The 22,236-nt window shown below is 55.7% G+C and carries 21 protein-coding genes; 11 read left to right on the top strand and 10 right to left on the bottom strand.

Annotated elements, in window-relative coordinates; genetic code table 11:
- Positions 1 to 3 precede the first annotated feature (3 nt).
- A complete protein-coding gene (locus AC2IBB_RS25120; RefSeq protein ID WP_486329451.1) occupies positions 4 to 1,287 on the top strand; it encodes a hypothetical protein in 1,284 nt (427 codons plus the stop codon).
- The gene (locus AC2IBB_RS25115; RefSeq protein WP_486329450.1) at positions 1,284 to 2,228 is read left to right on the top strand and encodes an alpha/beta fold hydrolase; all 945 of its coding nucleotides are present in this window, start codon (positions 1,284 to 1,286) and stop codon (positions 2,226 to 2,228) included. Before AC2IBB_RS25120 ends, AC2IBB_RS25115 begins: the two co-directional genes overlap by 4 nt.
- On the opposite strand, the gene AC2IBB_RS25110 is transcribed toward AC2IBB_RS25115, so the two are convergent.
- Complete coding sequence (locus AC2IBB_RS25110) at positions 2,225 to 3,775, bottom strand: M48 family metalloprotease (protein WP_486329449.1); 1,551 nt, start codon at positions 3,773 to 3,775, stop codon at positions 2,225 to 2,227. The two genes, AC2IBB_RS25115 and AC2IBB_RS25110, sit on opposite strands and share 4 nt — an antisense overlap.
- A 79-nt stretch (positions 3,776 to 3,854) precedes the next feature.
- On the opposite strand from AC2IBB_RS25110, the gene AC2IBB_RS25105 reads away from it, so the two are divergent.
- The 3 genes from AC2IBB_RS25105 (at position 3,855) to AC2IBB_RS25095 (ending at position 5,633) form a co-directional block, all read left to right on the top strand.
- The gene (locus tag AC2IBB_RS25105; RefSeq protein WP_486329448.1) at positions 3,855 to 4,568 is read left to right on the top strand and encodes a DUF599 domain-containing protein; all 714 of its coding nucleotides are present in this window, start codon (positions 3,855 to 3,857) and stop codon (positions 4,566 to 4,568) included.
- 136 nt (positions 4,569 to 4,704) lie between these two features.
- Positions 4,705 to 5,196 (top strand): PaaI family thioesterase, encoded by a 492-nt coding sequence (locus AC2IBB_RS25100; RefSeq protein WP_486329447.1) that lies wholly within the window; start codon positions 4,705 to 4,707, stop codon positions 5,194 to 5,196.
- Positions 5,197 to 5,198: 2 nt separating this feature from the next.
- Complete coding sequence (locus AC2IBB_RS25095; protein WP_011398699.1) at positions 5,199 to 5,633, top strand: PaaI family thioesterase; 435 nt, start codon at positions 5,199 to 5,201, stop codon at positions 5,631 to 5,633.
- Positions 5,634 to 5,735: 102 nt separating this feature from the next.
- Here AC2IBB_RS25095 and xseA read toward each other — a convergent pair whose 3' ends face one another.
- Positions 5,736 to 7,070 (bottom strand): exodeoxyribonuclease VII large subunit, encoded by a 1,335-nt coding sequence (gene xseA, locus AC2IBB_RS25090; protein WP_486329446.1) that lies wholly within the window; start codon positions 7,068 to 7,070, stop codon positions 5,736 to 5,738.
- 167 nt (positions 7,071 to 7,237) lie between these two features.
- On the opposite strand from xseA, the gene guaB reads away from it, so the two are divergent.
- The 6 genes from guaB (at position 7,238) to AC2IBB_RS25060 (ending at position 13,980) form a co-directional block, all read left to right on the top strand.
- Entirely contained in the window at positions 7,238 to 8,710 is a 1,473-nt protein-coding gene (gene guaB, locus AC2IBB_RS25085; protein ID WP_486329445.1) for an IMP dehydrogenase, read from the top strand.
- Between the two features lie 183 nt (positions 8,711 to 8,893).
- Complete coding sequence (gene guaA, locus AC2IBB_RS25080) at positions 8,894 to 10,474, top strand: glutamine-hydrolyzing GMP synthase (protein ID WP_486329444.1); 1,581 nt, start codon at positions 8,894 to 8,896, stop codon at positions 10,472 to 10,474.
- A gap of 125 nt (positions 10,475 to 10,599) precedes the next feature.
- Positions 10,600 to 11,124, top strand: a complete 525-nt coding sequence (tadA, locus tag AC2IBB_RS25075) for a tRNA adenosine(34) deaminase TadA (protein ID WP_486329443.1) — start codon at positions 10,600 to 10,602, stop codon at positions 11,122 to 11,124.
- Positions 11,125 to 11,167: 43 nt separating this feature from the next.
- Positions 11,168 to 12,157, top strand: a complete 990-nt coding sequence (gene galE / locus AC2IBB_RS25070) for a UDP-glucose 4-epimerase GalE (RefSeq protein ID WP_486329442.1) — start codon at positions 11,168 to 11,170, stop codon at positions 12,155 to 12,157.
- 25 nt (positions 12,158 to 12,182) lie between these two features.
- Positions 12,183 to 13,532, top strand: a complete 1,350-nt coding sequence (locus AC2IBB_RS25065; RefSeq protein ID WP_486329441.1) for a UDP-glucose dehydrogenase family protein — start codon at positions 12,183 to 12,185, stop codon at positions 13,530 to 13,532.
- 22 nt (positions 13,533 to 13,554) lie between these two features.
- Positions 13,555 to 13,980: an HIT domain-containing protein gene (locus AC2IBB_RS25060; protein WP_486329440.1), complete on the top strand. Its 426-nt coding sequence runs from the start codon at positions 13,555 to 13,557 to the stop codon at positions 13,978 to 13,980.
- A gap of 10 nt (positions 13,981 to 13,990) precedes the next feature.
- Here AC2IBB_RS25060 and fabR read toward each other — a convergent pair whose 3' ends face one another.
- From fabR to AC2IBB_RS25020, 8 genes are all read right to left on the bottom strand, one after another.
- Positions 13,991 to 14,635 (bottom strand): HTH-type transcriptional repressor FabR, encoded by a 645-nt coding sequence (gene fabR / locus AC2IBB_RS25055; RefSeq protein WP_486329439.1) that lies wholly within the window; start codon positions 14,633 to 14,635, stop codon positions 13,991 to 13,993.
- Between the two features lie 71 nt (positions 14,636 to 14,706).
- A complete protein-coding gene (locus AC2IBB_RS25050) occupies positions 14,707 to 15,825 on the bottom strand; it encodes an HD-GYP domain-containing protein (RefSeq protein WP_486329438.1) in 1,119 nt (372 codons plus the stop codon).
- Between the two features lie 123 nt (positions 15,826 to 15,948).
- Positions 15,949 to 16,392, bottom strand: coding sequence for a ferritin-like domain-containing protein (locus AC2IBB_RS25045; RefSeq protein ID WP_486329437.1), 444 nt, complete (start codon positions 16,390 to 16,392; stop codon positions 15,949 to 15,951).
- Positions 16,393 to 16,699: 307 nt separating this feature from the next.
- On the bottom strand, positions 16,700 to 18,658 hold the full coding sequence (locus AC2IBB_RS25040; RefSeq protein WP_486329436.1) for a response regulator: 1,959 nt from the start codon (positions 18,656 to 18,658) through the stop codon (positions 16,700 to 16,702).
- Between the two features lie 17 nt (positions 18,659 to 18,675).
- Positions 18,676 to 19,131 carry a response regulator gene (locus AC2IBB_RS25035; RefSeq protein ID WP_486329435.1) on the bottom strand — a complete coding sequence of 152 codons (456 nt, stop codon included), beginning with the start codon at positions 19,129 to 19,131 and terminating at the stop codon, positions 18,676 to 18,678.
- Entirely contained in the window at positions 19,124 to 20,614 is a 1,491-nt protein-coding gene (locus AC2IBB_RS25030) for a sensor histidine kinase (protein WP_486329434.1), read from the bottom strand. Before AC2IBB_RS25030 ends, AC2IBB_RS25035 begins: the two co-directional genes overlap by 8 nt.
- Positions 20,604 to 20,828 (bottom strand): histidine kinase dimerization/phospho-acceptor domain-containing protein, encoded by a 225-nt coding sequence (locus AC2IBB_RS25025; RefSeq protein ID WP_486329432.1) that lies wholly within the window; start codon positions 20,826 to 20,828, stop codon positions 20,604 to 20,606. The genes AC2IBB_RS25030 and AC2IBB_RS25025 overlap by 11 nt, the downstream gene beginning before the upstream one ends.
- Before the next feature lie 34 nt (positions 20,829 to 20,862).
- The gene (locus AC2IBB_RS25020) at positions 20,863 to 22,200 is read right to left on the bottom strand and encodes a sigma-54-dependent transcriptional regulator (protein WP_486329431.1); all 1,338 of its coding nucleotides are present in this window, start codon (positions 22,198 to 22,200) and stop codon (positions 20,863 to 20,865) included.
- Positions 22,201 to 22,236: the final 36 nt, after the last annotated feature.

The following is a 22,236-nucleotide window of genomic DNA, read 5'->3' as shown; positions in this document are numbered from 1 at the left end:
AGCGTGGCGGTAGTCGGTGCGTACAAATCCGGCAAGGCGGTGGTCAAATATCTGCGCGATTATGCGGAAGCGGAAAGCCGTGAACTTGAGGGCATAAAGGGGCGGTGGCGCGCCGCTTTAGTCATTCCGGCGTTCGCGGAGGACTTTGAAGGGCTTAAGCGCGTTACTGCGGCCCTAAGCAATGCTGATTGTTTGCAAATCTGGGTTATTAACGCACCGGTGACGGCGGAAGCGAATGCGCTGGCGGCGACCCGAGAGTGTTTGCAGCGAGCGCAAAGCGAAGGCCGCACTGTGTGGCGTCAGGCTAATCTGGCGCTGCTGGAGATGGATGGGGCGGCTATTCTGCTGGTGGATCGGTGCGCCGAAGAAAATCGGATTCCTAAAGAGCTGGGAGTGGGGTTGGCCCGCAAAATAGGCGGCGATATTGCTTTAGCTTTGATTGCAGGAGGCTGCCTGCAAACTTCCTGGATTCACTACACCGACGCTGACGCCGAGCTTCCTTCAGACTACTTCGAGCAAGCGATTCGGCAGGCTGGCGATGCCGTGGCGTTGGTTCACCCTTTTCATCACCGCGGCGAAGGCGACGCCAGGCAGCAGCGATTGATGCGATTGTATGACAGCAAGTTGAGATCTTATGTGACGGGCTTGCAGGAAGCGGGGTCTCCCTATGCGTTTCACACCATCGGTAGCACGCTGGCCTGTCGCGCCGACGCCTACGCCATGGTGCGCGGCATGCCGTTGCGAGCGGCGGCGGAAGACTTCTACCTGCTTAACAAACTCGCCAAACTCGGCCCGATAATGCAGTCAAAAGGCGGCGAGATCGTTTTAAGCGGGAGGCTCAGCAGACGGGTTCCCTTTGGCACCGGGCCCGCCTTGCAAAAGGCGCTGGAAGGCGATGGGGCGGTGGCTTTTTATCACCCGGCGACCTACCAGTGTTTGCGCCTGCTTCTGCAATCTGTGGCGATGTTATGGCGCTTGCGTCGGCAACCGGAAACCGCGGTGGCCGAACTTGCCGCAAAGCTGGGTGTTTATACCCGGCGCGAGGACTTGGCCGGTCAAGCCCTGGAAGCGTTCGCCATCGCTAAAGCCGTGCGCCGTTTTGCTGAGCAATCCTCCACTGAACAAGCCTTTTGTCGCCACTTTCATTGCTGGTTTGACGGATTTCAGACACTTAAATGGATACACTGGTGGCGGGATAAACTGTACCCCAGTATCTACTGTGAACACGACGAGCAAGTACGCGCGTTGATGAATGATAATGATATAGAGGATAAGGACGAAGTATGAGCCAGGCCTCACTCTCTGGTATGTCCGATGAGCGAAAGGCGGCGCTGGAGTCTCTACTGATGATATTGATTCCCTGGGAGTACGCCGCAGAGCCGGGAATGACGATTCGAGGCTGGCGCAGCCGCCCCTCGGGCAAACCGGTCTTACATTTCATGCACGGCAACGGTTTCTGTGGGTTGACCTACGAACCGCTATTACGCCTGCTCGCCGAGCATTACGACCTGTTTCTTAGTGATGCGCAGGGGCATGGCGACAGCGACGCTGGCGACGTATTTCGCGGCTGGAATGCAACGGCGGAAACCGCCTACGCCGCCTGGCGGCATTTTCGGGCGGATTATGGTTCAGTACCTGCGCTAGGTGTGGGACATAGCTTTGGCGGCGTGTTGACGACGCTCATCGCCGCCGTTCATCACGACGCCTTTGATCAGGTGGTGGCGCTGGACCCGGTTTATTTCACTCCAACCATGCTGCGAGCGCTGACTGCATACCGATGGCTACGATTGCGCGCGCCTAACCCGTTGGCGGCGAGGGCGGAAAACCGGCGCGATGGCTGGGGCTGTCGGGAGGCTGCGCGTCATTATTTTGAAGATCGCGGGATGTTCAAAGGGTGGCGCGACGATGCGTTAGAGGCTTATATTCAGCATGCGCTGCAGGAAACTGATAAGGGGTTGGCCTTGAAATGCCCGCCCCGTCTGGAAGCGGCGGTATTCGCTTCTTTTCCAGAGAAGTTGTGGGCCTCCATAGAAAAGGTTCCACGACCCATGGCGATTATTTACGGGGAGAGCACCTATCCCTTTGTGGTGAAATCTGCGCAACGAGCGGCTTCGATAAATCCCCGGGTGCGATTGCGGACGCTCCCCGGCGGACATTGCTTCATGCAGGAAGACCCGGACGCCGCCGTTAAGCATATCCTTGCATTGACGGCGGCGGTAGCTGGCTAGCGCAGACGGTAGCTGCGCAAACGTGTCATCAGGGATAAATCTTTGCGCTGAGCCGCCTCCGTAGCAATAGCGCTGAACACTGGTTTGGCCTGTTGGCCAGGACCTGTGGCGCCCAAGGCGATGGTGTCTTGCTTCATGACCCAGCCGCTGGCGTTCATCAGGGTGACTTCGACTACAATATTGTTCACTTCCAAGGCGCTTTGATTGCTATAGGTAATGAAAGCGCGACCTTGCTTGTCTTTCAGTGTCTGCAGTTGTAGATAGCGCTCAGGATTTTTCGGCAGATCCAGGCGCGATAGTTTCTGACGCGCTTCCTGGCCGTAAGCCCCAGACGCCTCCGCCGCTGCGGTGTAGTGGCTGATGGCGGCGGCGGAATTATTGCTTTGCGCTTCGATATCGCCTAGCGCCAGATTGGCTACGGAAGTCGGCAGTAAATCGTTGGCCCGGCGCAGATCCTGTGCGGCTTTGGCGCTGTCTCCCATCTCTTTATAGGCCAGGCCGCGTTTGAGGGGGTGGGCGAAGTATTCCGGGTTCAGCGATACTGCCTTGTCATACTCTTTTAGGGCCGCTGTCGCTTTGTTCTGTTTTTTGTAGATGTCGCCGCGCAGGGAATAAAACATCGCTTCTTCCGACTCCAGCCTGATGGCCTGATTGGCCAACTGCATTGCTTTGTCAGCGTCGCCGGCTTTCAGCGCTTGAACGCCTTTGTCATACGCCTCATAAGCGGGAACGGTTTTACGTAAGCGGGCAGTCGCTCTCATGAAGGCGTCTTTGCCGCGATAGTTTGATTTGGGCAATGTCAGTGCAGTGCGTCGATTTTCCTCCACGCGTTCAGGGGAGGGCGGATGTGAGGCGAACAAACCTTCCAGCCAGTTCTGCGAGCGGCCTTCAGAAAGTTGCACGAATAGTTGCTGCAGCTCTACCGCCGCCTGGGTGTCATAACCGGCGGCGGCCATGTACTGCATGCCGTAGTGGTCGGACTCCAATTCATGGTCGCGCCCATATTTCGCCACCGCCATGGTGGCGCCCATGGCGGCTCCGCCGACGAGAATGTCCCGATAGTCCTGGTTGTCCAGCGCCAGCCCCAGACCAGCGACGCCGGCTGATATGAGCAAATTCGACTGCATGCGCTTGGCGCTGTGGCGGGCGGCGGCGTGGACGATCTCGTGGCCGAGTACTGCGGCCAATTGCGCTTCGTCATCCAGCTTCGCCAGCAGCCCTCGGTTAATGGCGATTTTGCCGGAGGGCAGCGCCCAGGCGTTAGGGACGGAGTTGTTCAGCACGACGAATTCGTAGGGAAGGTCGGGGCGATCGCTGACTTTGGCGAGTTTGTCGCCCACTTGGCGCACATAGAAGGTCAGCTCTGGGTCAAGGTAGTAGAGTCCGCCCTGGGATTGTTGCGCGGGCCGATATTGTTCGTGTCCCAGGCTCATTTCCTGCTGCTCGCTGATGATCATGATTTCGCGTTTGCCGGTGACCGGGTTAACGCTGCACCCTTGCAGCAGGATCAAGATAAAGCACAGGCTACAAGTAAAGAGGCGTAGCATTCTCTTCTCCAAGCGTCTAAATGAATTTCTACAAAAAATGGTCAAAAATAGTATCAAAATATCTAACGATTAAGGTGTCATGAATCTACTTGATTATATTGCTCTCGTCTGGTTCTTACTGAATTGCGTCGGTTACACCTATTATTCGGAACACCGCGCCAAGACCCGTCCCTGTCTTTCCAACACGTTGGATTTATATCGCGCCGACTGGATGCGCCGCACCCTGATGCGCGACGCTCGCATCGCCGACGCTTCCGTAGTGGGCAGCCTGGAGCGCAACGGCGCCTTCTTCGCGTCCAGCAGTTTACTGATCCTTGCGGGTTTGATCACTGCTATAGGGTATACGGACAAGGCTATGTCCGTCTTTAGTGATCTACCCTATATCGCACAGACCGGCAAGTTTATGTGGGAGCTCAAGCTGGTGGTGCTGTGTGCGGTATTCGTGTACTCCTTTTTCAAATTCACCTGGTCAATGCGGCAGTACAATTTCTGCGGGGTGCTGATCAGTAGCGCGCCATTGACCTACGAGGACAAAGTCAGCTCCGGCGCGCGCGAAGCGCTGGCTAAGTCTGCGGCTCGGGTGGCGAATCTGGCCGGGGATTCTTTTAACCTGGGTTTACGTTCATACTATTATGGACTCGCCGTGTTGACTTGGTTTATCCATCCGATACTGTTTATGGCGATAACCAGCGCTGTGGTGGCTATCCTGTTTCAACGGGAGTTCCGGTCACGGGCATTGAAGGCGCTACGCGCCGGTAAAGCCTTTGAGGACCCTGCGGCGGGTAAAGAGTAATCGCTGGCGTCTGTTGCGTATGGCATGTGGAGGCGTCTGCGTGTCAGTCGCTTCCGCACTTCGACGGCTCGGGGGATAAACCCTGGCCAGATAAGGCGGATGTTTATGTAATTTATGTAAAACGGATAACTGAAACATGCAGCAGTACGAACCCTGGGAAAACGATGAGCTTCGTTTCGGCCGGGTATCGAGGTTTCTGGATAGCCTTAATCAATGCCGAGAGCTTGGCGTCAAGGTCACCTGCGCCAATGCAGATGGCTTGGAGCTGGAGCTGCCCTATAGCGATCATATTGTCGGCGACACGGATACGGGCGTCATTCATGGCGGGGCCATTACTACGTTGATGGATACCGCCTCCGGCGGCAGCGTCTTGTGTTGTCTGCCCGAGCTTGAGTTGTGCCCCACTCTGGATCTGCGGGTGGACTACATGCGCCCGGCGCAACCTGGAAAAACCGTTTTCGCCCGTGCTCGCTGTTATCGGGTAACCGGCACTATCGTTTTTACTCGCTGCGAAGCCTTCCAGCGCGGTCCGGACACGACAGTGGCCAACTGCGTCGCCACGTTCATGCGGATTGGGCGTGATGCGTCCCCCGACTGGTTCTGGGAAAAGATCGAGGGCAGGAAGTAATCATGGAGTCTTTACAGCAACACGTCGCTCAGGCGCACCGCAGCGGCGACTACAACAAGCTTCTGGAACTGATTCCTTACGCCAGCACCCTCGGCGTGCGCTGTGAGCGTTTCGGCAATGAAGTGGTGTTTATTCTGCCCAAGCGTGAGCAGAATCTGGGCAATCCCATTTTGCCGGCAATTCACGGTGGTGTGATCGGTGGGTTCATGGAGTTGTCGGCCGCCTTCCATCTGGCGATTTTTCTGGAGATTGACACCTTTCCCCGGATCGTCGACTTTTCTTTGGACTATCTGCGGGCGGGTCTGTATCAGGAGACCTATGCGGAGTGTAAGCTGACTCGTCGCGGCAACCGCGTCGCCAATGTCAGCGTCAGCGCCTGGCAGAAGAAACGAAAGGACCCGATTGCTTTGGCGCGCGCGCATTTTTTGCTCGGTTGAACCGCTTTGTCGAGCCGCGTGGCGTACCCTGCGGCTTTTCCTTTATATAACTCTTCTTATCTGTTCTTGGTATCCGAAGCTGTTTGTCTGTCTGATTAATAGCTAGCCGGGCGCGATCACTTCACAATGAATTTCACCGTCGCTGAGACGGGCTTTGACTTTTTGTCCCGTGCGCACCTCTTTCTCGCTGCGAATAATCTGGCCGTTTTCGTCAGAGACGATGGCGTATCCTCGCGCCAGGGTGGCGATAGGACTCACTGCTTCCATGTGACCACACAACTTGGCGAAGTGTTGAGACTTATGCCTTAACACAGACATAACGGCGGTTTGCAAACGGTGATCGAGGGCGTCCACCGTGGCGTAGCGGTTTTTTAAGGACTGCTTGGGGCTTGACGCCAACAGGCGCTCATGCAAATGCGTCAACTGATTACGACGGGCGGATAGCAGGTTTTGCGCCTGCCGATGCAGACGCATCTCCAGGTCATCCAGACGCTGCGCGGACTCCTGCAGACGGCGACCGGGATGTTTGAGGCGCTCCCGAAGCTGGTTGAGACGCATGCCTTCCTGGCGGAGCAGGCGCTGCGCGGCGGTCCCGAGCCTTTGTTCGTAAAGCTGAAAGCGATGCTTCCACTCGGCCTGATCCGGGCTGACTTTTTCCGCGGCGGCGGACGGCGTGGGCGCGCGCAGATCGGCGACCAGATCGGCGATGGTGATGTCGGTCTCGTGGCCGACGGCGTTGACGATAGGAATAGCGCTTGCGGCGATAGCGCGGGCCACGGGTTCTTCATTAAAGGCCCAGAGATCTTCCAGCGAGCCGCCGCCGCGGCCGACAATCAGCACATCGCAGGCATTGAGTCGGTTGGCGCTCGCTATCGCTGCAACGATGGCTGGCCCTGCCTCTTTGCCTTGAACGGGAACGGGGAACAACAAGACGGGAATGGCGGGAAAGCGTCTTTTCAGTACGGTTAGGATATCGCGCACTGCCGCGCCGGTCGGCGAGGTGATCACGCCAACCTGCTTGGGCATGGCCGGTAACGGGCGTTTGCGAGTTTCATCAAACAGGCCCTCGCGGGACAGCTTCAGCTTTAATTCCTCAAATGCGCGCCGCAGTTCGCCTTCTCCCGCCAGCTCCATGCCTTCCGCAATCAACTGAAACTCGCCGCGCCCTTCATAAAGACTGACTTTGGCGCGCAAAGTAACCGCCTCTCCGTCCCGGGGGCGCTGTTTCACAAACATATTGCGATTGCGAAACATTGCACAGCGCACCTGCGCTTTGTCGTCCTTTAGAGAGAAATACCAATGTCCCGAACTGGGGCAACTGAAGTTGGAGATTTCACCGGTCACCCAGACCTGCATGAAGCTGACTTCCAAAAGTCGGCGCACTTGACGGTTTAATTCGCTGACGGAAAGGGGAGAATGGGGGCTGAGTTCGCTCATTACGCTGTATTTTTATCCAACTCTGTGGCTTGTTTTGCCCATTTGCAGGCGAAATACGGAATTTCTTAGAGAAAAGCGGGTATTAGGGAAGTCCGTAAGTTTACTGATTATGCCTTAAAATTTATAATAGTCCGATTAACTTATTTGCAAGCAAAAAGGCGATTCATATGCTGCGCATAGCTCAAGAAGCGCTAACCTTCGACGACGTTCTCCTCATTCCCGGTTATTCTGAAGTCCTGCCCAAAGACGTCAGCCTGACCACCCGACTTACCCGCGACATCACGATCAACCTCCCCCTTGTCTCCGCCGCCATGGATACCGTAACGGAAGCCCGTTTGGCTATCGCATTGGCGCAGGAAGGCGGTATCGGCATTATTCATAAGAATATGACGACCGAACAACAAGCGGCGGAAGTGCGCACGGTGAAGAAATTTGAAAGTGGCGTGGTGAAAGACCCCATCACTGTTTCACCGAGCAACACGGTCAGTGAAGTCCGCGCCATCACCATGGCCAACAATATCTCTGGTCTGCCGGTAGTGGACGGTAAGGATCTGGTGGGCATTATCACCGGTCGCGACATCCGTTTTGAAAACAACCTGAACAAGAAAGTTCAGGAACTGATGACGCCGAAAGAGAAGCTGGTCACCGTCACCGAAGGTTACGACATGGAAACGGTGAAGAACCTGCTGCACCGCCACCGTATCGAAAAAGTGTTGGTGGTGAACAACGAGTTCGAGCTTAAGGGCTTGATCACGCTGAAAGATATCCAGAAGGCGCAGGACTACCCGCGCGCATCCAAGGACGAGCAGGGGCGTTTGCGCGTCGGCGCTGCGGTTGGCACTGGCGAAGGCACTGATGAGCGTATCGCAGCATTGGCCGCCGCTGGCGTAGACGTCATCGTGGTTGACACTGCGCATGGTCACTCCCGCGGTGTGTTGAATCGCGTGCGTTGGGTGAAGACTCATTTCCCTGAAGTACAGGTTATAGGCGGCAACATCGCCACGGGCGAAGCGGCTCTGGCGCTGGTGGAAGCCGGCGCAGACGGCGTCAAAGTGGGTATCGGTCCCGGTTCCATCTGTACTACCCGTATAGTCGCAGGCATCGGCGTACCGCAAATGTCAGCCATTGCGAATGTGGCGGCGGCCCTGAAAGACAGCGGCGTCCCCTTGATCGCAGACGGCGGCATCCGCTTCTCTGGCGATATCGCCAAAGCGATCGCCGCTGGCGCCTCCAGCGTCATGGTTGGCGGTCTGTTGGCGGGAACTGATGAGTCTCCAGGTGAGGTGGAGCTGTATCAGGGCCGTAGCTACAAAGCCTATCGTGGCATGGGCTCTCTGGGCGCCATGGCGCAAAGCCAGGGCTCCAGCGACCGTTACTTCCAGGACGCCAGTTCAGGCGTTGAAAAACTGGTGCCGGAAGGCATTGAAGGTCGCGTCGCCAGCAAGGGACCATTGACCAATGTCGTGCATCAGTTGATGGGCGGACTGCGTTCCTCCATGGGATACACTGGCTGTGCGACAATTGAAGAAATGCGCACCAAGCCCCAGTTCACCCGCATCACTAACGCCGGCATCCACGAAAGCCACGTGCATGACGTGACGATCACCAAGGAAGCGCCTAACTACCGTTCTGGCGGCTAGGGACGCTCGGGGTTGAAGATGGCGCTTATGCAATTCTCGTCAGGCGCGGCTCCTAAACCGGGCCGCGCGTCGAGATTGAGCGCTGCGGCGCCCAGTGAGAGCGGCTGGCGCCGAAAAGATGTTTTTTAAACTATGGCGGGGCTGAAAGGCCCCGCCCTTGTTTCTGTCTGAGGAAGGCTTCGAATGTCCGAAAATATTCATTCCCATCGTATTTTGATCCTGGATTTCGGTTCTCAATACACGCAGTTGATTGCTCGCCGGGTTCGCGAAATCGGCGTTTACTGCGAAATTTACCCCTTCGATATGAGCGAAGCGGATATTCGCGAGTTTAATCCTAAAGGCGTGATTCTGGCTGGCGGCCCCGAGTCTGTGACGGAAATGGGCTCGCCGCGTGCGCCTGAGTGCCTGTTCGGAATGGATCTTCCTCTGTTGGGGATTTGCTATGGCATGCAGACCATGGCCGAGCAGATGGGAGGCAAAGTTGCAGGCTCGCATGTGCGGGAATTCGGTTATGCGCAGGTGAAAATCGAGCGTTCCGAAGACGGTTTATTTGAAAATATCAAAGATCACGTGGCGGACGACGGCAAGCCTTTGCTGGATGTCTGGATGAGTCATGGCGATAAAGTCGTGACATTGCCGGAAAGCTTTGTGATTAGCGCCTCCACGCCCAGCGCGCCTATCGCTGCGATGCAGCATGAGAACAAGCCTTGGTTTGGCGTGCAGTTCCACCCGGAAGTGACCCATACGCTACAGGGGCGCCGCATGCTGGAGCGGTTCCTGGTGAATATCTGCGGATGTAAGCAACTGTGGACGCCTGGACGCATTATTGAAGACGCCATCACGCAGGTTCGTAATCAAGTGGGACAGGACAAGGTGCTGCTGGGTCTGTCCGGCGGTGTAGACTCCTCTGTGGTTGCGGCGCTGCTGCATCGCGCTATCGGCGATCAGCTGACCTGCGTGTTCGTGGACAATGGTCTGCTGCGTCTGCATGAGGGCGATCAGGTCATGGACATGTTCGCCAAGAACATGGGCATCAAAGTCGTGCGCGCCAATGCGCAGGAACAGTTCCTGAGCAAGCTGGCGGGCGAAAACGATCCAGAGCGCAAGCGCAAGATCATCGGCCATACCTTCATTGAAGTGTTTGATGAAGAGGCCGCCAAGATCAAAGACGTGAAGTGGCTGGCGCAGGGCACTATTTATCCTGACGTCATTGAGTCCGCCGCCGCGAAAACCGGTAAAGCCCATGTCATAAAATCCCACCACAATGTTGGCGGATTGCCGGAAGACATGGAGATGCAGCTGGTTGAGCCCCTGCGTGAGCTGTTCAAGGACGAAGTCCGTAAGATCGGTCTGGAGCTGGGTCTCCCTTACGATATGGTATATCGCCACCCCTTCCCGGGACCGGGTCTGGGCGTGCGTATCCTTGGCGAAGTAAAGAAAGAATATGCGGATATTCTGCGCGAAGCGGACGCGATCTTCATCGAAGAGCTGCATCACGCGGAGCTGTATCACAAAGTGTCGCAGGCGTTTGCAGTGTTTCTGCCTGTTAAGTCGGTTGGCGTGGTCGGCGACGCTCGTCGTTATGAATACGTCATCGCGCTGAGAGCGGTGGAGACCATCGACTTTATGACGGCTCGCTGGGCGCATCTGCCTTATGAACTATTGGAAAAGATCTCCAATCGTATTATTAATGAGATTTCCGGCGTGTCACGGGTGGTTTATGACGTTTCGTCCAAACCGCCTGCTACTATTGAGTGGGAATAACCGCGCCAATAGTAATGTGTTAATCGGAATAGCCTTAAGGGACCTATCCCCAAAATAAAAGGAGCCACTGGGCTCCTTTTTGCCGGAAAGTCCCTGGCGAATTTTTGTAAAGTTGAAAGAGTAATATGCAGGACGGTTTTGACTTGCTTCCCGGCCAGCCGGATGAGGACGAATACTGGATGCGGCGGGCGCTTGGCCTGGCGGCGCAGGCGCTGGCGTATGACGAGGTGCCCGTGGGCGCCATTCTGGTGCGGGATGGTCAGGTGCTGGGGGAAGGGTGGAATCAGCCCATTCGCAGCCATGATCCCACCGCTCATGCGGAAATCAGTGCGATTCGCAAAGCCTCCACGGTAGCGGGGAATTACCGCTTGCCGGGCTCCACGTTGTATGTGACGCTGGAGCCTTGCGTCATGTGTCTCGGCGCGCTGGTGCATGCGCGCGTGTCCAGACTGGTGTTTGGCGCCTATGAACCTAAAGCCGGCGCCGTATGCAGTAGCAGCCGCCTGCTGGATGAGCATAACTTTAATTGGAAACTGGAATGGACCGGCGGCGTGCTGGAACAACCCTGTTCGCAACTTCTCAGCGGCTTTTTTCAGCGTCGCCGCTCCGAAGCCAAAGACGAGCGTCGGAACCAGCAGTCATCATCTTAAGAATTCAGCTAACCTCAATGAAAATATTTAAGGATACGGATTAATGAAAGTATTAGTTACAGGCGGAGCCGGCTATATCGGCAGTCACGTAGTGCGTCAATTGGGCGAAGCCGGGCATGACATCGTGGTGTACGACAATCTGTCCACTGGGCACCCCTGGGCAGTCACATACGGTGAACTGGTGCAGGCTGACCTGGCGGACACGGAAGCGCTGGATGCGGTGTTCGAGAAAGGGCAATTTGAGGCGGTGCTGCACTTCGCCGCCAACATCGTGGTGCCCGAGTCCGTAGAAAACCCGCTTAAGTACTACAGCAACAATACCCGTAATACGCTCAATCTGTTGGGCGCGATTCAGAAGCACAAGGCTCCTTACTTGGTGTTCTCTTCCACGGCGGCGGTCTATGGCATGCCGGAGAACACGATGATTACTGAAGAAACCCCATTAATGCCGATCAATCCATATGGCGCTTCCAAAATGATGAGTGAGCGCATGATTCAGGATCTGGCGTTCGCGACGGACCTCAACTACACCATTCTGCGCTACTTCAATGTAGCGGGCGCTGACCTGGAGAGCCGCATCGGCCAGGCGACGCCGGAAGCGACCCACTTGATTAAAGTGGCTTGTGAGTGCGTACAGGGCGCGCGCGCAGGCATGAAGGTGTTCGGTACTGACTACGATACCCGCGATGGCACCTGCATCCGTGATTACATTCACGTGGATGACCTGGCCAAGGCGCATGTCATGGCGCTGGATCATATGAAAGCCGGCGGCGGCTCCAATATATTCAACTGTGGCTATGGACGCGGCTTCACAGTGAAAGAAGTGATTGATGTGGTGAAAGCGGAGTCCGGTAAAGACTTCCCTGTTGAGGAAGTTGACCGTCGCGCAGGCGATCCTGACGCGCTGGTGGCGATGAACGACAAGATCAAATCTGTCCTGGGCTGGAAGCCCGATCATGATGACCTCAATGTCATTGTTAAGTCCGCCTTGAACTGGGAAGCGGTCTGGCAGAAGAAGCAGAAAGCAAACTGAAAATAAGCAATAGGAACTTGCATCCATGAAAATAGCCATCTTCGGCACCGGATACGTAGGCTTGGTGACGGGCGCCTGTCTGGCGGACGTTGGACATCAAGTGCTCTGCGTCGACGTGGACGAAAAGAAGATCCAAAACCTGAAGAACGGTTTGATCCCCATCTATGAACCAGGACTTGAGCCCATCGTGAAGCTGAATGTAGAGGCGGGACGCCTGTCATTCACCACAAACGCAGAGGAAGCTGTGGCGTTTGGCGACTTGCAGTTTATCGCTGTCGGTACGCCGCCGGACGAAGATGGGTCTGCGGATCTGCAGTATGTTTTGACAGTGGCGCGAACAATCGGGCGTCACATGCAAGATTACAAAGTGGTCGTAGATAAATCGACGGTGCCGGTCGGTACTGGCGATAAGGTTCGCGACGCCATTAGCGAGGAATTGGTCAGCCGCGGCGTCTCTCTGGAATTTGATGTCGTCTCCAATCCTGAGTTTTTGAAAGAAGGCGATGCGGTGGGCGATTTTATGAAGCCGGACCGCATAGTGATTGGAGCGGAAAGTGAACGCGCCGTTAGCCAGATGCGGGAAGCCTACGAGCCATTTAACCGCAATCACGACAGAATGGTGGTGATGGATGTGCGCTCGGCGGAGCTGACCAAGTACGCCGCCAACGCCATGTTAGCCACCAAAATCAGCTTTATGAATGAAATCGCCAACCTGTCGGAGCTGCTTGGAGCGGACATTGAGCAGGTGCGTAAAGGCATCGGTTCTGATCCGCGTATCGGGTATCACTTCATCTATCCAGGTTGCGGCTACGGAGGCTCCTGTTTTCCGAAGGACGTGAAAGCGCTGGTGCGTACGGCTAAAGACGTGGCTTATGATGCAAAACTGCTGTCTTCGGTTGAGTCCGTGAATGACTCCCAGAAGCACGTGCTGTTCCGCAAACTCAGCGAGCACTTCAATGGCAAGCTGGCCGGGCGTACTTTTGCGTTATGGGGATTGGCGTTCAAGCCAAATACGGATGATATGCGGGAAGCGTCCAGTCGCGTTCTGATGGAGTCGCTGTGGGCGGCTGGCGCCAAGGTTCAGGCGTTTGACCCGAAAGCGATGGAGGAGACGCAGCGCATCTACGCCGAGAAGGACGAACTGATGTTGTGCGGCACCAAAGAGCAGGCCCTGAAAGGCGCTGATGCGTTGATTATCTGCACGGAATGGAAGGAGTTTCGCTCCCCTGATTTCGGCTATATCGTCAGTGCGCTGAAAGAGCCCGTGATTTTTGATGGTCGCAATCTGTATGACCCGGAACGTATGCAGCGTAAAGGCGTGCACTATTACGGCATTGGCCGTGGATTAAGCATTAGCAAGGGCGCGGAAGCTTGATTTCAGGTAGAGGAGAAACGCTGTGAGTTTCGAACTGCACGCGCAGTTGGCGAAGGACACGATAGTCGTTGGCGATTTGCCTTTGTGTCGTCTGTTGCTGATGAACGACGCCCAGTACCCGTGGTGCATTCTGGTTCCAAGAGTGGAGGGCGTTCGGGAAGCCTATGAGTTAAGCCATGAGGCTCAGGAGCAGTTGATGCGTGAGTCGGCGATGGTCGGTAAGACGCTGATGGCGCTGTTCGACGGCCATAAGCTAAATGTGGCGGCTTTGGGCAATATGGTCCCGCAGTTGCACATTCATCATGTTGTCCGCTTCTCCACAGATATCGCCTGGCCGAAGCCGGTCTGGGGCGTCAGCCCTGCTCAGTCCTATTCAGAGCAGGAAGCACAGGCGCGCAGACAGAAAATTCGCGCCGCGCTCCGCCAGGAAATTGAGATTACCGGCTGAACCGCTCAGGTCAAACACCCGGGCCCGCAGTCTTGGCGGGGCCGGGCTTTTTATCCAGGATCAGTCCTCCTCTCAAGACCATACGCAGCTGACTGGCCAGTTTCGATTTGAGTTGAACTCTTTCCGCGGCGTCGGCGTCCAGGCCTTCAGAGCCGCAATTGAACACCAGCACCACCAGCGCATCAGCGACCGCTTTCGGGTCCCTTAATGGCGCGCCGCCATTTTCTCCAAATCTTTCTAAATCCGCCGCCAGTTCAGTGATGAAGTGGTCAGTCTCTGCTTTGATGGCGGTGCGAAAGCGCAACGAAACGCCGTTTTTTTCCCGTAGCAGCAGGCGAAACAGATTGGCGTTGGAGTTCAGATACTCGAAAAAAGTATCAATGGAGGTTTCCACCAGCCCCCCTTTTCTGGCGACTCTTTTGCGCGCTTGCCGCATCAATCGACGCAGCGTGATTCCCGCTTCGTCTACCAGAGCCAGGCCAAGCTCCTCCAAATCGTTGAAATGGCGATAAAAAGAGGTGGGAGCGATTCCCGCTTCGCGAGCGACTTCTCTAAGGCTGAGACTGGCGAAGTTGCGATCCGGACCAAGTTGCCGCAGTGCGGCGTTCATCAGCGCCTGACGGGTGCGCTCTTTCTGTTGGGCTCTCGTGGTCAATGGAAGAATCCTGGTTGGACGGTCGACATGCACCGCACCCGACGAAGCGGGTGCGGTAAATTATAGGCGGGCTAGTATAACTCGTATTTGAGCGGCCGGATGACGGCGTTGAAAACATCAACCCACTTCTGGGAAAACTGACTGCCGGAACGACTATTAATCTCCAGCACTGCGCGGATAAATGGGCGTTTATAGCGACTGGAATAGATGCGAGGGTGAGAAATGGCCTCGAAAGCGTCGGCGATAGAGACGATCTTGGCTCCGTCGCAGATTTCGCGGTCACGCAGTCCAATAGGGTAACCCTTGCCGCTGACATGCTCATGGTGTTGGTCAATAATCCGGCGCGACTCCTGCCACTCCGGCATGTTGATCAGCAGGGCGCTACCCACGCTGGTGTGTTTGTGAATGCTGTGGTCCTCAGATTCGGAAAGACTGCTGCTTTTGTGCAGGATGTCGAGGGGGAGAAAAGACATGCCGATGTCGTGCACCAATGCTGCGGCGCTGAGTTGGGCCGGGTCGACGGGTTCCCGGGCATGCCTGTTCATCGCCAGAGCAAGCAGCAGGACGCGTCTATTTTTACCCAGCCAAAAACGTGATCGCGCTTCCGCCGGTGTCGCAAGGCTGAGAAAGAACAGCAGGTCTGCGTTGGCGTGCACGTCATACTTACGCCACAGCGCCAGCAGCTCGGAATAAACGTCGCTTGCGGGGCGACCCGCGCCTTGTTTGCTCACTTCCGGGGCAAGCAGCGCCAGGAGCTCCTGCATGGCTTCGTTGCGACCGTTCGCCACGGTTTTGGGAAGCTGACAGAGCAGGTCGCTGATCCTGGCGTTTTCCACCATTTGAATATTCTCGAAGCTGCCATTATCGATGGCGACGGCGCACGCTTGTATGCGCTCCATCGCCAGCAGCAGCAAATCGCTGATTTCCGGCCGAAAGGTCAGTTGCTTGTCAGCAATGCCGGCCATAATGGTGTAAACGCCCTGCATCAATGAGCCCAGCTCGATTTCCGCGAACTTTATTTCCTGCGCGATGGCTTCATAGTTCGCGCAAAGTCGGGCGACTAGTTGGGGGTCATTAGGCGTAGCTTCCAGCTCGACCAGATTTTTTTCGAAACTTTCACGCAAGTCCGACAGTACGTCTGGCCTGAGAGTGGTTGATTGGAAATAGGCGAGAGGGGATGGTTGGGCCATATCTTATTACCAGCATGGATACAGTCATACTTTGAAGTATAGCCACAAAAATAGTTATTGCCCGACTCTGCCGCACGGGCGCTATAGGCTTCCCGGCGGCGAGTGTGGACACACGGCGACCGATTACGCAGTAGCGCGCTGCAGGCGGTTCATTTCGTCGTGGCAGCGCTTCAGGGTTGGATAGATATCCTGCAAGGTGGCCTGAACGCCGGGGGCTTTCACTTCTTCAATGGCGTTGCGGATTTTTTCCAGGGTTTTGTCTTCCACCTCTTCCAACTGCTCAATATAAACGTGCTCTGAGTTATCCTTGATAGCGGCCAGGATTTTTGCGTAGTGCTCCCTCAGAACGCCGCCTAAGGTGTGCCCGGTTTCTTTTTCGCCTTTCTCGAAGACGATGTAGGGTTGCAGCCGACCAACCGCGCCTTCACGAATGGCTGACATGCGCTCGAACACCAGACGCACGGCATTGCTTCTCACTTTGTCTTTGGCTTCTGTATAAAAGTCGATACCATCGTTAAGCACTTTTACCAGGTCTCTCAAGCTGTCTGTTTCTGATTTAGTCATCATTGATCTCCTCAATATTCCTTTGATCTACTTCTTTGCGGGTTATCCGCATCTCGTTAGTAGTACAGCAACAGCTATGCCAGACTTGGATGTGTGTGCAATGCATTGAAAAATGGGCATTTTTTTGTTTTTGAAAAATGCTTTGAAGTTTCGGGTTGAAGCGGTCGTGTAAATAAGAAAAAAGGAAGGCCGGTTTGTTGTGGCTTTTACAAGCCGGCCTGCAGAGGTAGCAAAGTCGTTATTAACATATGCAGGCTCTGTCGTCGCAGACAAATTAGAAGGAAGCTATTTGTCTGCCAGATTAATAGCCTTAAACCGAGTTTCTGGCGGGAAGGACGGCTGTAAGTTCGCCCATGGAGACAGGTTTCATCAGGTGGTGCTGAAATCCGGCCTCTTCGGAGCGGCGTTTGTCTTCCGCATAACCGCTCAGGGCGATCAGACGTGCGTCAGAGAGTCCCTGGTCGCGTATTTTTCGAGCCAGGCTGTAGCCGTCTGTATCGGGAAGGTTTAAGTCCAGCACTACCGCAGCGGGCTTTATCCGCTCCGCCAGCTCCAGCGCCTCTGCGCCGTTGCCTGCGCAGTGTACGCGCCAGCCCAGGTGTTCCAGCAGGGCGGCAGTGGCGGCGCTGGCGTCAGCATTATCTTCCACCAGTAATAATGATGGCGCTTGGGTCCCTGCTTGCGGTAGATGGCGCTCGATCAGGGTGAATAACTGATTAACGTTGACCGGCTTGCTTAGGTGGTCCGTGCAGCCGCTGGCCAGGCAACGCTCCCGTTCGCCGCGCATGGTGGCGGCGGTCAGCGCCAGCACAGGAGTTTCATGTCCCCGGCGGCGCAGCTCGCGGGTGGCGGAATGTCCATCCAGCACCGGCATGTGCATATCCATTATCACTAAGTCAATTGGTGCGCCTGATTGCGCTGCGTCGGTTACCATGCGGACCGCCTCAGCGCCGTTCTCTGCGTAGCTGACTTGTGCGCCAGCGCTTTCCACCAGATGTCCGATTAAGCGGCGGATATCCGGCAGGTCGTCGGCGACTAATAAGTGGCCATGCACCCGATGCTTGTGTGTCGCGTGCGCTTGCGCGGCGCCTCCAGTTTCTAAGTCAGGCTGAGTGCGTTTTACGCCTTCCAGGGGGCCAGGTTTAACAATGGCGGTGAAATCGCTGCCTTCTCCGGGGCGACTGCTCAAGCGGATATCACCGCCCAGTCGGTGCGCCAACTGGCGGCTGATCGCCAGTCCCAACCCGGCGCCTTCGCCACGACGCATACTGTTGGCGTAGACTTGGGTGAATGGCTGAAAAAGTCGCTTTTGATCGGTAGCGCTTATGCCTGGGCCAGTATCGAGCACCTTGAACTGAACTTTTTCCTGTTCCTCTTCTTTGATCATCTGTACCCGAACTGTTACTTCACCTTGTTCGGTAAACTTGATAGCGTTGCCGATCAGGTTCAATAAAATCTGTCGTAGGCGAATGGGATCGGTTTCAATGTTTTCAGGCAGAGGCGTGTCGGCGATAAAGCGCAGTTGCAGGTTTTTGTCCTGTGCGGATACCGCCATGAGAGAATAGATATCAGCCAGAAAGGCTTGAAGATTGACGCGAACAAATTCCATTTCGAGCTTGCCTGCTTCAATCTTGGAAATATCCAGAATATCGTTCAGCAGGCTTAATAAGTGCTGCCCATTACGCTGGACGATCTGTAGATAGGACAGGCTGTCCGGGATGCTGTTCTGCGCAATGAGAAGTTCTGTATAACCAAGTATCGCAGTGAGCGGCGTGCGTAACTCATGACTGAGGTGCGCCAGGAACTCGCTCTTGGACCGGTTTTCCGCCTCGGCTCTCAGCCTCTCCAGTCTTTCGGTTTCCATTTCGCGTCGGGCCAACGCGTATCGAATGGATCTCGCCAGGTGGGCGGAATTCAGGTCGGACTTCACCAGATAATCTACGGCGCCGCCACGGAGGGCGTCGGCGTCGAGCCGACTGTCGTCCTGGCCGGTAAGCATGATGATCGGACCGTGAAACCCTAGTGTTGGCGCTTCACGCAACAGCTTCAGGCCGTCATCCGGTCCCAGCCGATAGTCCATGAGACAGACATGATGCTCGTCTCTGGCCAGGGCGGAGCGAGCGACTTCTGCGTTGCTGGCCCAGTCCAGCTCGAACTGAGAAGGCGCTATTTGCTCCAGCAGGTCTTTGGCGATGATGTAGTCGTCTTCGTCGTCCTCCACCAGTAACAATTTAATTGGCTTAGGGAAGTTCGTTTGGTTCTCTGTCATCAGCGCCTCCGTGCTAATCAGTGGCCGTGATTTGGCAGTTCCACGAACTCGACCCAGTAGTGCCCCAGTGCGCGCATGAGAGCAACCAGACCTTCAAACGTCACCGGTTTGGTGATGTAGGAGGCGGCGCCAAGGTCATAGCCGCGCAGCATATCCTGCTCAGCTTTCGAGGTGGTGAGAATGACGACAGGAGTGCGACGCAGGGCCGGGTCCGCCTTGATTTCCGCAAGGGCCTCGCGACCGTCTTTGCGGGGCATGTTAAGGTCCAGAAGAATGATGCCGGGCGTTGGCGAGTTGGCCGGGTCCTCGAATTCACCCTCTCTGCGTAAATATTGCATCAGCTCGAAGCCGTCCTTCACGAATCGCAGTTCGTTCAGCACGCGACTTTCGCGCATGGCCTCTAGGGCGAGCTGGCGGTCATCTTCGTCATCGTCGGCCATCAGGATGACCAGGGGTCTTTTGGTTTCAGGCATATAATTCAGGCTCCATTTCAGATATCGGCGTGTGTTGCAGCGGCAGGTTTACAATGAATGTGGCTCCCTGTCCGGGGATGCTTTCGGCGTTGATATTGCCCCTGTGGCGTTCCACAATGCGGCGGCATACCGCCAGTCCTATGCCGGTCCCTTCGTATTCTCCACGCTGATGCAGGCGCTGGAATGGCGTGAAAATCCGGTCTTTGAATTTTTCGTCAAAACCGATTCCATTGTCGCTGAAGCGAAGCTCGCACCACTCCGTTTCAGCTCCTCCTTCGAGTAGTGGCTTTTGATAGCTGCGCACGCTGATTGTAATAAGTGGCTGGTGCTCCGGCGGTATGAACTTTAATGAGTTGCCAATGAGGTTCTGCATAAGCTGGCGCATTTGGGTTGGGTCGGCATCCAGCGACGGCAGAGGAGAGGCCTCAATCACCGCGTCGCTTTCGCTGATAGGGATTTCCAGATCCTCCAGCACTCCGGCTAGAACCTCGTTTAAATCCACTTTCGTAAAGGGTTGCGCCTTGGTGGAGACCCGGGAAAACGAGAGCAGATCATTGATCAGTCGCGACATGCGCTCGGCGGCGGATTGCATGCGTCTAATATAGTCGGCGCCGCTGTCTTCGAGTTTATCAGCATACTTTTGCTGCAAGCGGTCGCCAAAGGCGCGAATTTTCCTCAGCGGCTCTTGCAGGTCATGGGAGGCGACGAAGGCGAAGTCCTGTAGCTCCCGATTGCTGCGCTCCAGCTCTTTGGAGAAGTGGGTCAGCACTGCAGTTCGCTCTGAGACTTTTTCCTCCAGTCGGTCATTCTCTGATCGCAGAATCTCTGTGATGCGCACATACTGTAGAAGGTTTCTCTGCAGCAGGTAATAAACGAAGCCGATCAACCCCAGGCTCGCCAGAGTGGCGGCTACCAGTGTGAAGATGGTTTCCCGCTGATTCTTATAGGATTCCTGGCGCCTCTGCGCCAGCAAAGCGTACTCTTCCGCCTCCATCTCCTCCACCAGCTTGCTGATGATGTCCATGAAGCGTTTGCCTTTGTCCGTATTCACGACTTTTGTAGCGGACCTCAAATCGCCGTTTTGACGAAGCTGGATAACTTCTTGCATTTCAGCGACTTTGCTTTCCGTGACCTTGCGCAGGCGCAGAAAGCGTTCCTGCTGCCCTGGAATTTCCGTGTTGGTTGACTGCAATTGGTTTAGATAGACTTCCAGCGAGTTCATGGCGTCATGGAAGGGCTCCAGGTATTTCAAGTCGCCAGTAATGACGTAGCCTCGTTGGCCCGTCTCTGCGCCCTGGATGGCCGAAAACGTGTTCCTGATGATGCCAATTACCTGCAGAGTATGAGAAACGCTGCTTTCTATTCTTACTAGTTCGCGTATGGAGCGGTAGGAAATAAAGCCGTTAACGACCAATAACACTGCCATAGTGGCGAAGGCGAAACGCCAGCGCCGACTCAGCAATAACGGACTTCTATTTGGCATTGTCCGCACCCGGCGCGCTGGCGTTGACGAAGTCGTTAATGTGCGCGCTGCACCGTTTGCATTCTTCCAGTATGCGCTCGACGCACACCAGAATTTCTTCTTTGTCGCGATTGGTCTGAAGTTGGAGTTTGGCTAGCTCCGCATTCATTGAAATAGTATTCAACGGGTTGCGAAGATCGTGCGCCAGTTTGGCGGCATTGGCGTCCTGGGTCATATAGGCGTCCTGTCTTGAATTCGCTGGCGATGGTTTATACGGGCGTTTCCGTATTTTCGTTCTCCCCATAGCTGTTCAGGCGGTTGTAGAGCGTCTTTAAGCTAATCCCGAGCATGTCAGCGGCCTTGCGCTTGTCGCCGTCCAGTTGGGCGAGGGTGAGGGTGATCAGTTCGCGCTCCATCTCTTCTATTGTTTTGCCTACCTGCAGTCCCGGCGACCCCTGACGCTCGCGGGCGAAGGGCGACGCCAGGTTATCAGGCAGGCTCAGCTCGGATTTAGCCGGATCGGTCATTATGAAGGCGCGGTGAATGGCGTGACGCAGCTCGCGAACATTGCCTGGCCAGTCATACTCCTGCAGACGTTTAAGGCTGGTCTCTCCCAAACCGAAGGCGCAACCGTTCTCTTCATTCAGCTCCTGAAGGAATCGTCGCGCAAGTAGAGGGATATCCTCCCTGCGCTGGCGCAAAGGCGGGATCTGGATGGGAAACACAGCCAGGCGAAAATATATGTCTTCGCGCAGGCACTCGTCTTCCGCCAGCTGTTGCTGAGTGCGGTTGGTGGCTGAAATCACCCGGCAATCCACCGGGATCTCCTCTGTACCGCCGACCCGGATGACCTTGTTGGTTTCCAGTACCCGTAGCAGGGTCGGTTGCATATCGATCGGCATCTCGGTGACTTCGTCGAGAAACAGCACGCCGCCTTTGGCTTGCTCGAATAAGCCCGGTTTCCTGCTGACCGCGCCGGTGAAAGCGCCTTTTTCATGGCCAAACAGTTCGCTGCCGATTAACTCTCGGGAGAGGGCGCCGCAGTTGGCTGCGACGAAAGGACCCTGAGCGCCGCCAGCGGCATGGACGGCGCGGGCGACAAGCTCTTTGCCGACGCCGCTTTCCCCTTGCAGCAGCACGTTGGCTCTGGTTTGGGCGACGCGCTCAATCATCTGATAAAGCTCGCGCATGGCTGGCGATTCGCCGATCAGGCTATTGAAGTGACGGGGCGCGTCGACTTCCGATGACTCCGGATTGGTCTTTTCGATAAGTGCCTTGATCTGTTGGATATCAATGGGCTTGATCAGATAGCTAATGTTGGGGCCGCAGACTGTCTTGACCAGGGATTTTACGGTCGGGTGGCCTGTGACGATAGCAATGTGGCCAGGCTGCTTGCGTGAGCCATTAAGGGCCTCCAGCACATGAAGGCCGCTTCCGTCTGGAAGCATTAAATCAAGTAAGACGATATCGAATTGGTCGGTCTGCAGAACGGCGTTTGCTTCCGCGACGCTGGCGGCGGAGCGTGCATCATGCCCCAGCATTTCCAAGAGTGTCCGCGTGGCTTGTACGAAGCCTTCATCGTCGTCCACGAGCAATATACTTGCCAAGGTGTGTTCCCTCGTGTGATTTTGAGTTCCCGCCGG

Source organism: Hahella sp. NS-SX17 (assembly GCF_057367735.1).
The sequence above is the reverse complement of the archived record's forward strand: the minus strand, read 5'-3'. Positions and strand labels throughout refer to the sequence as shown.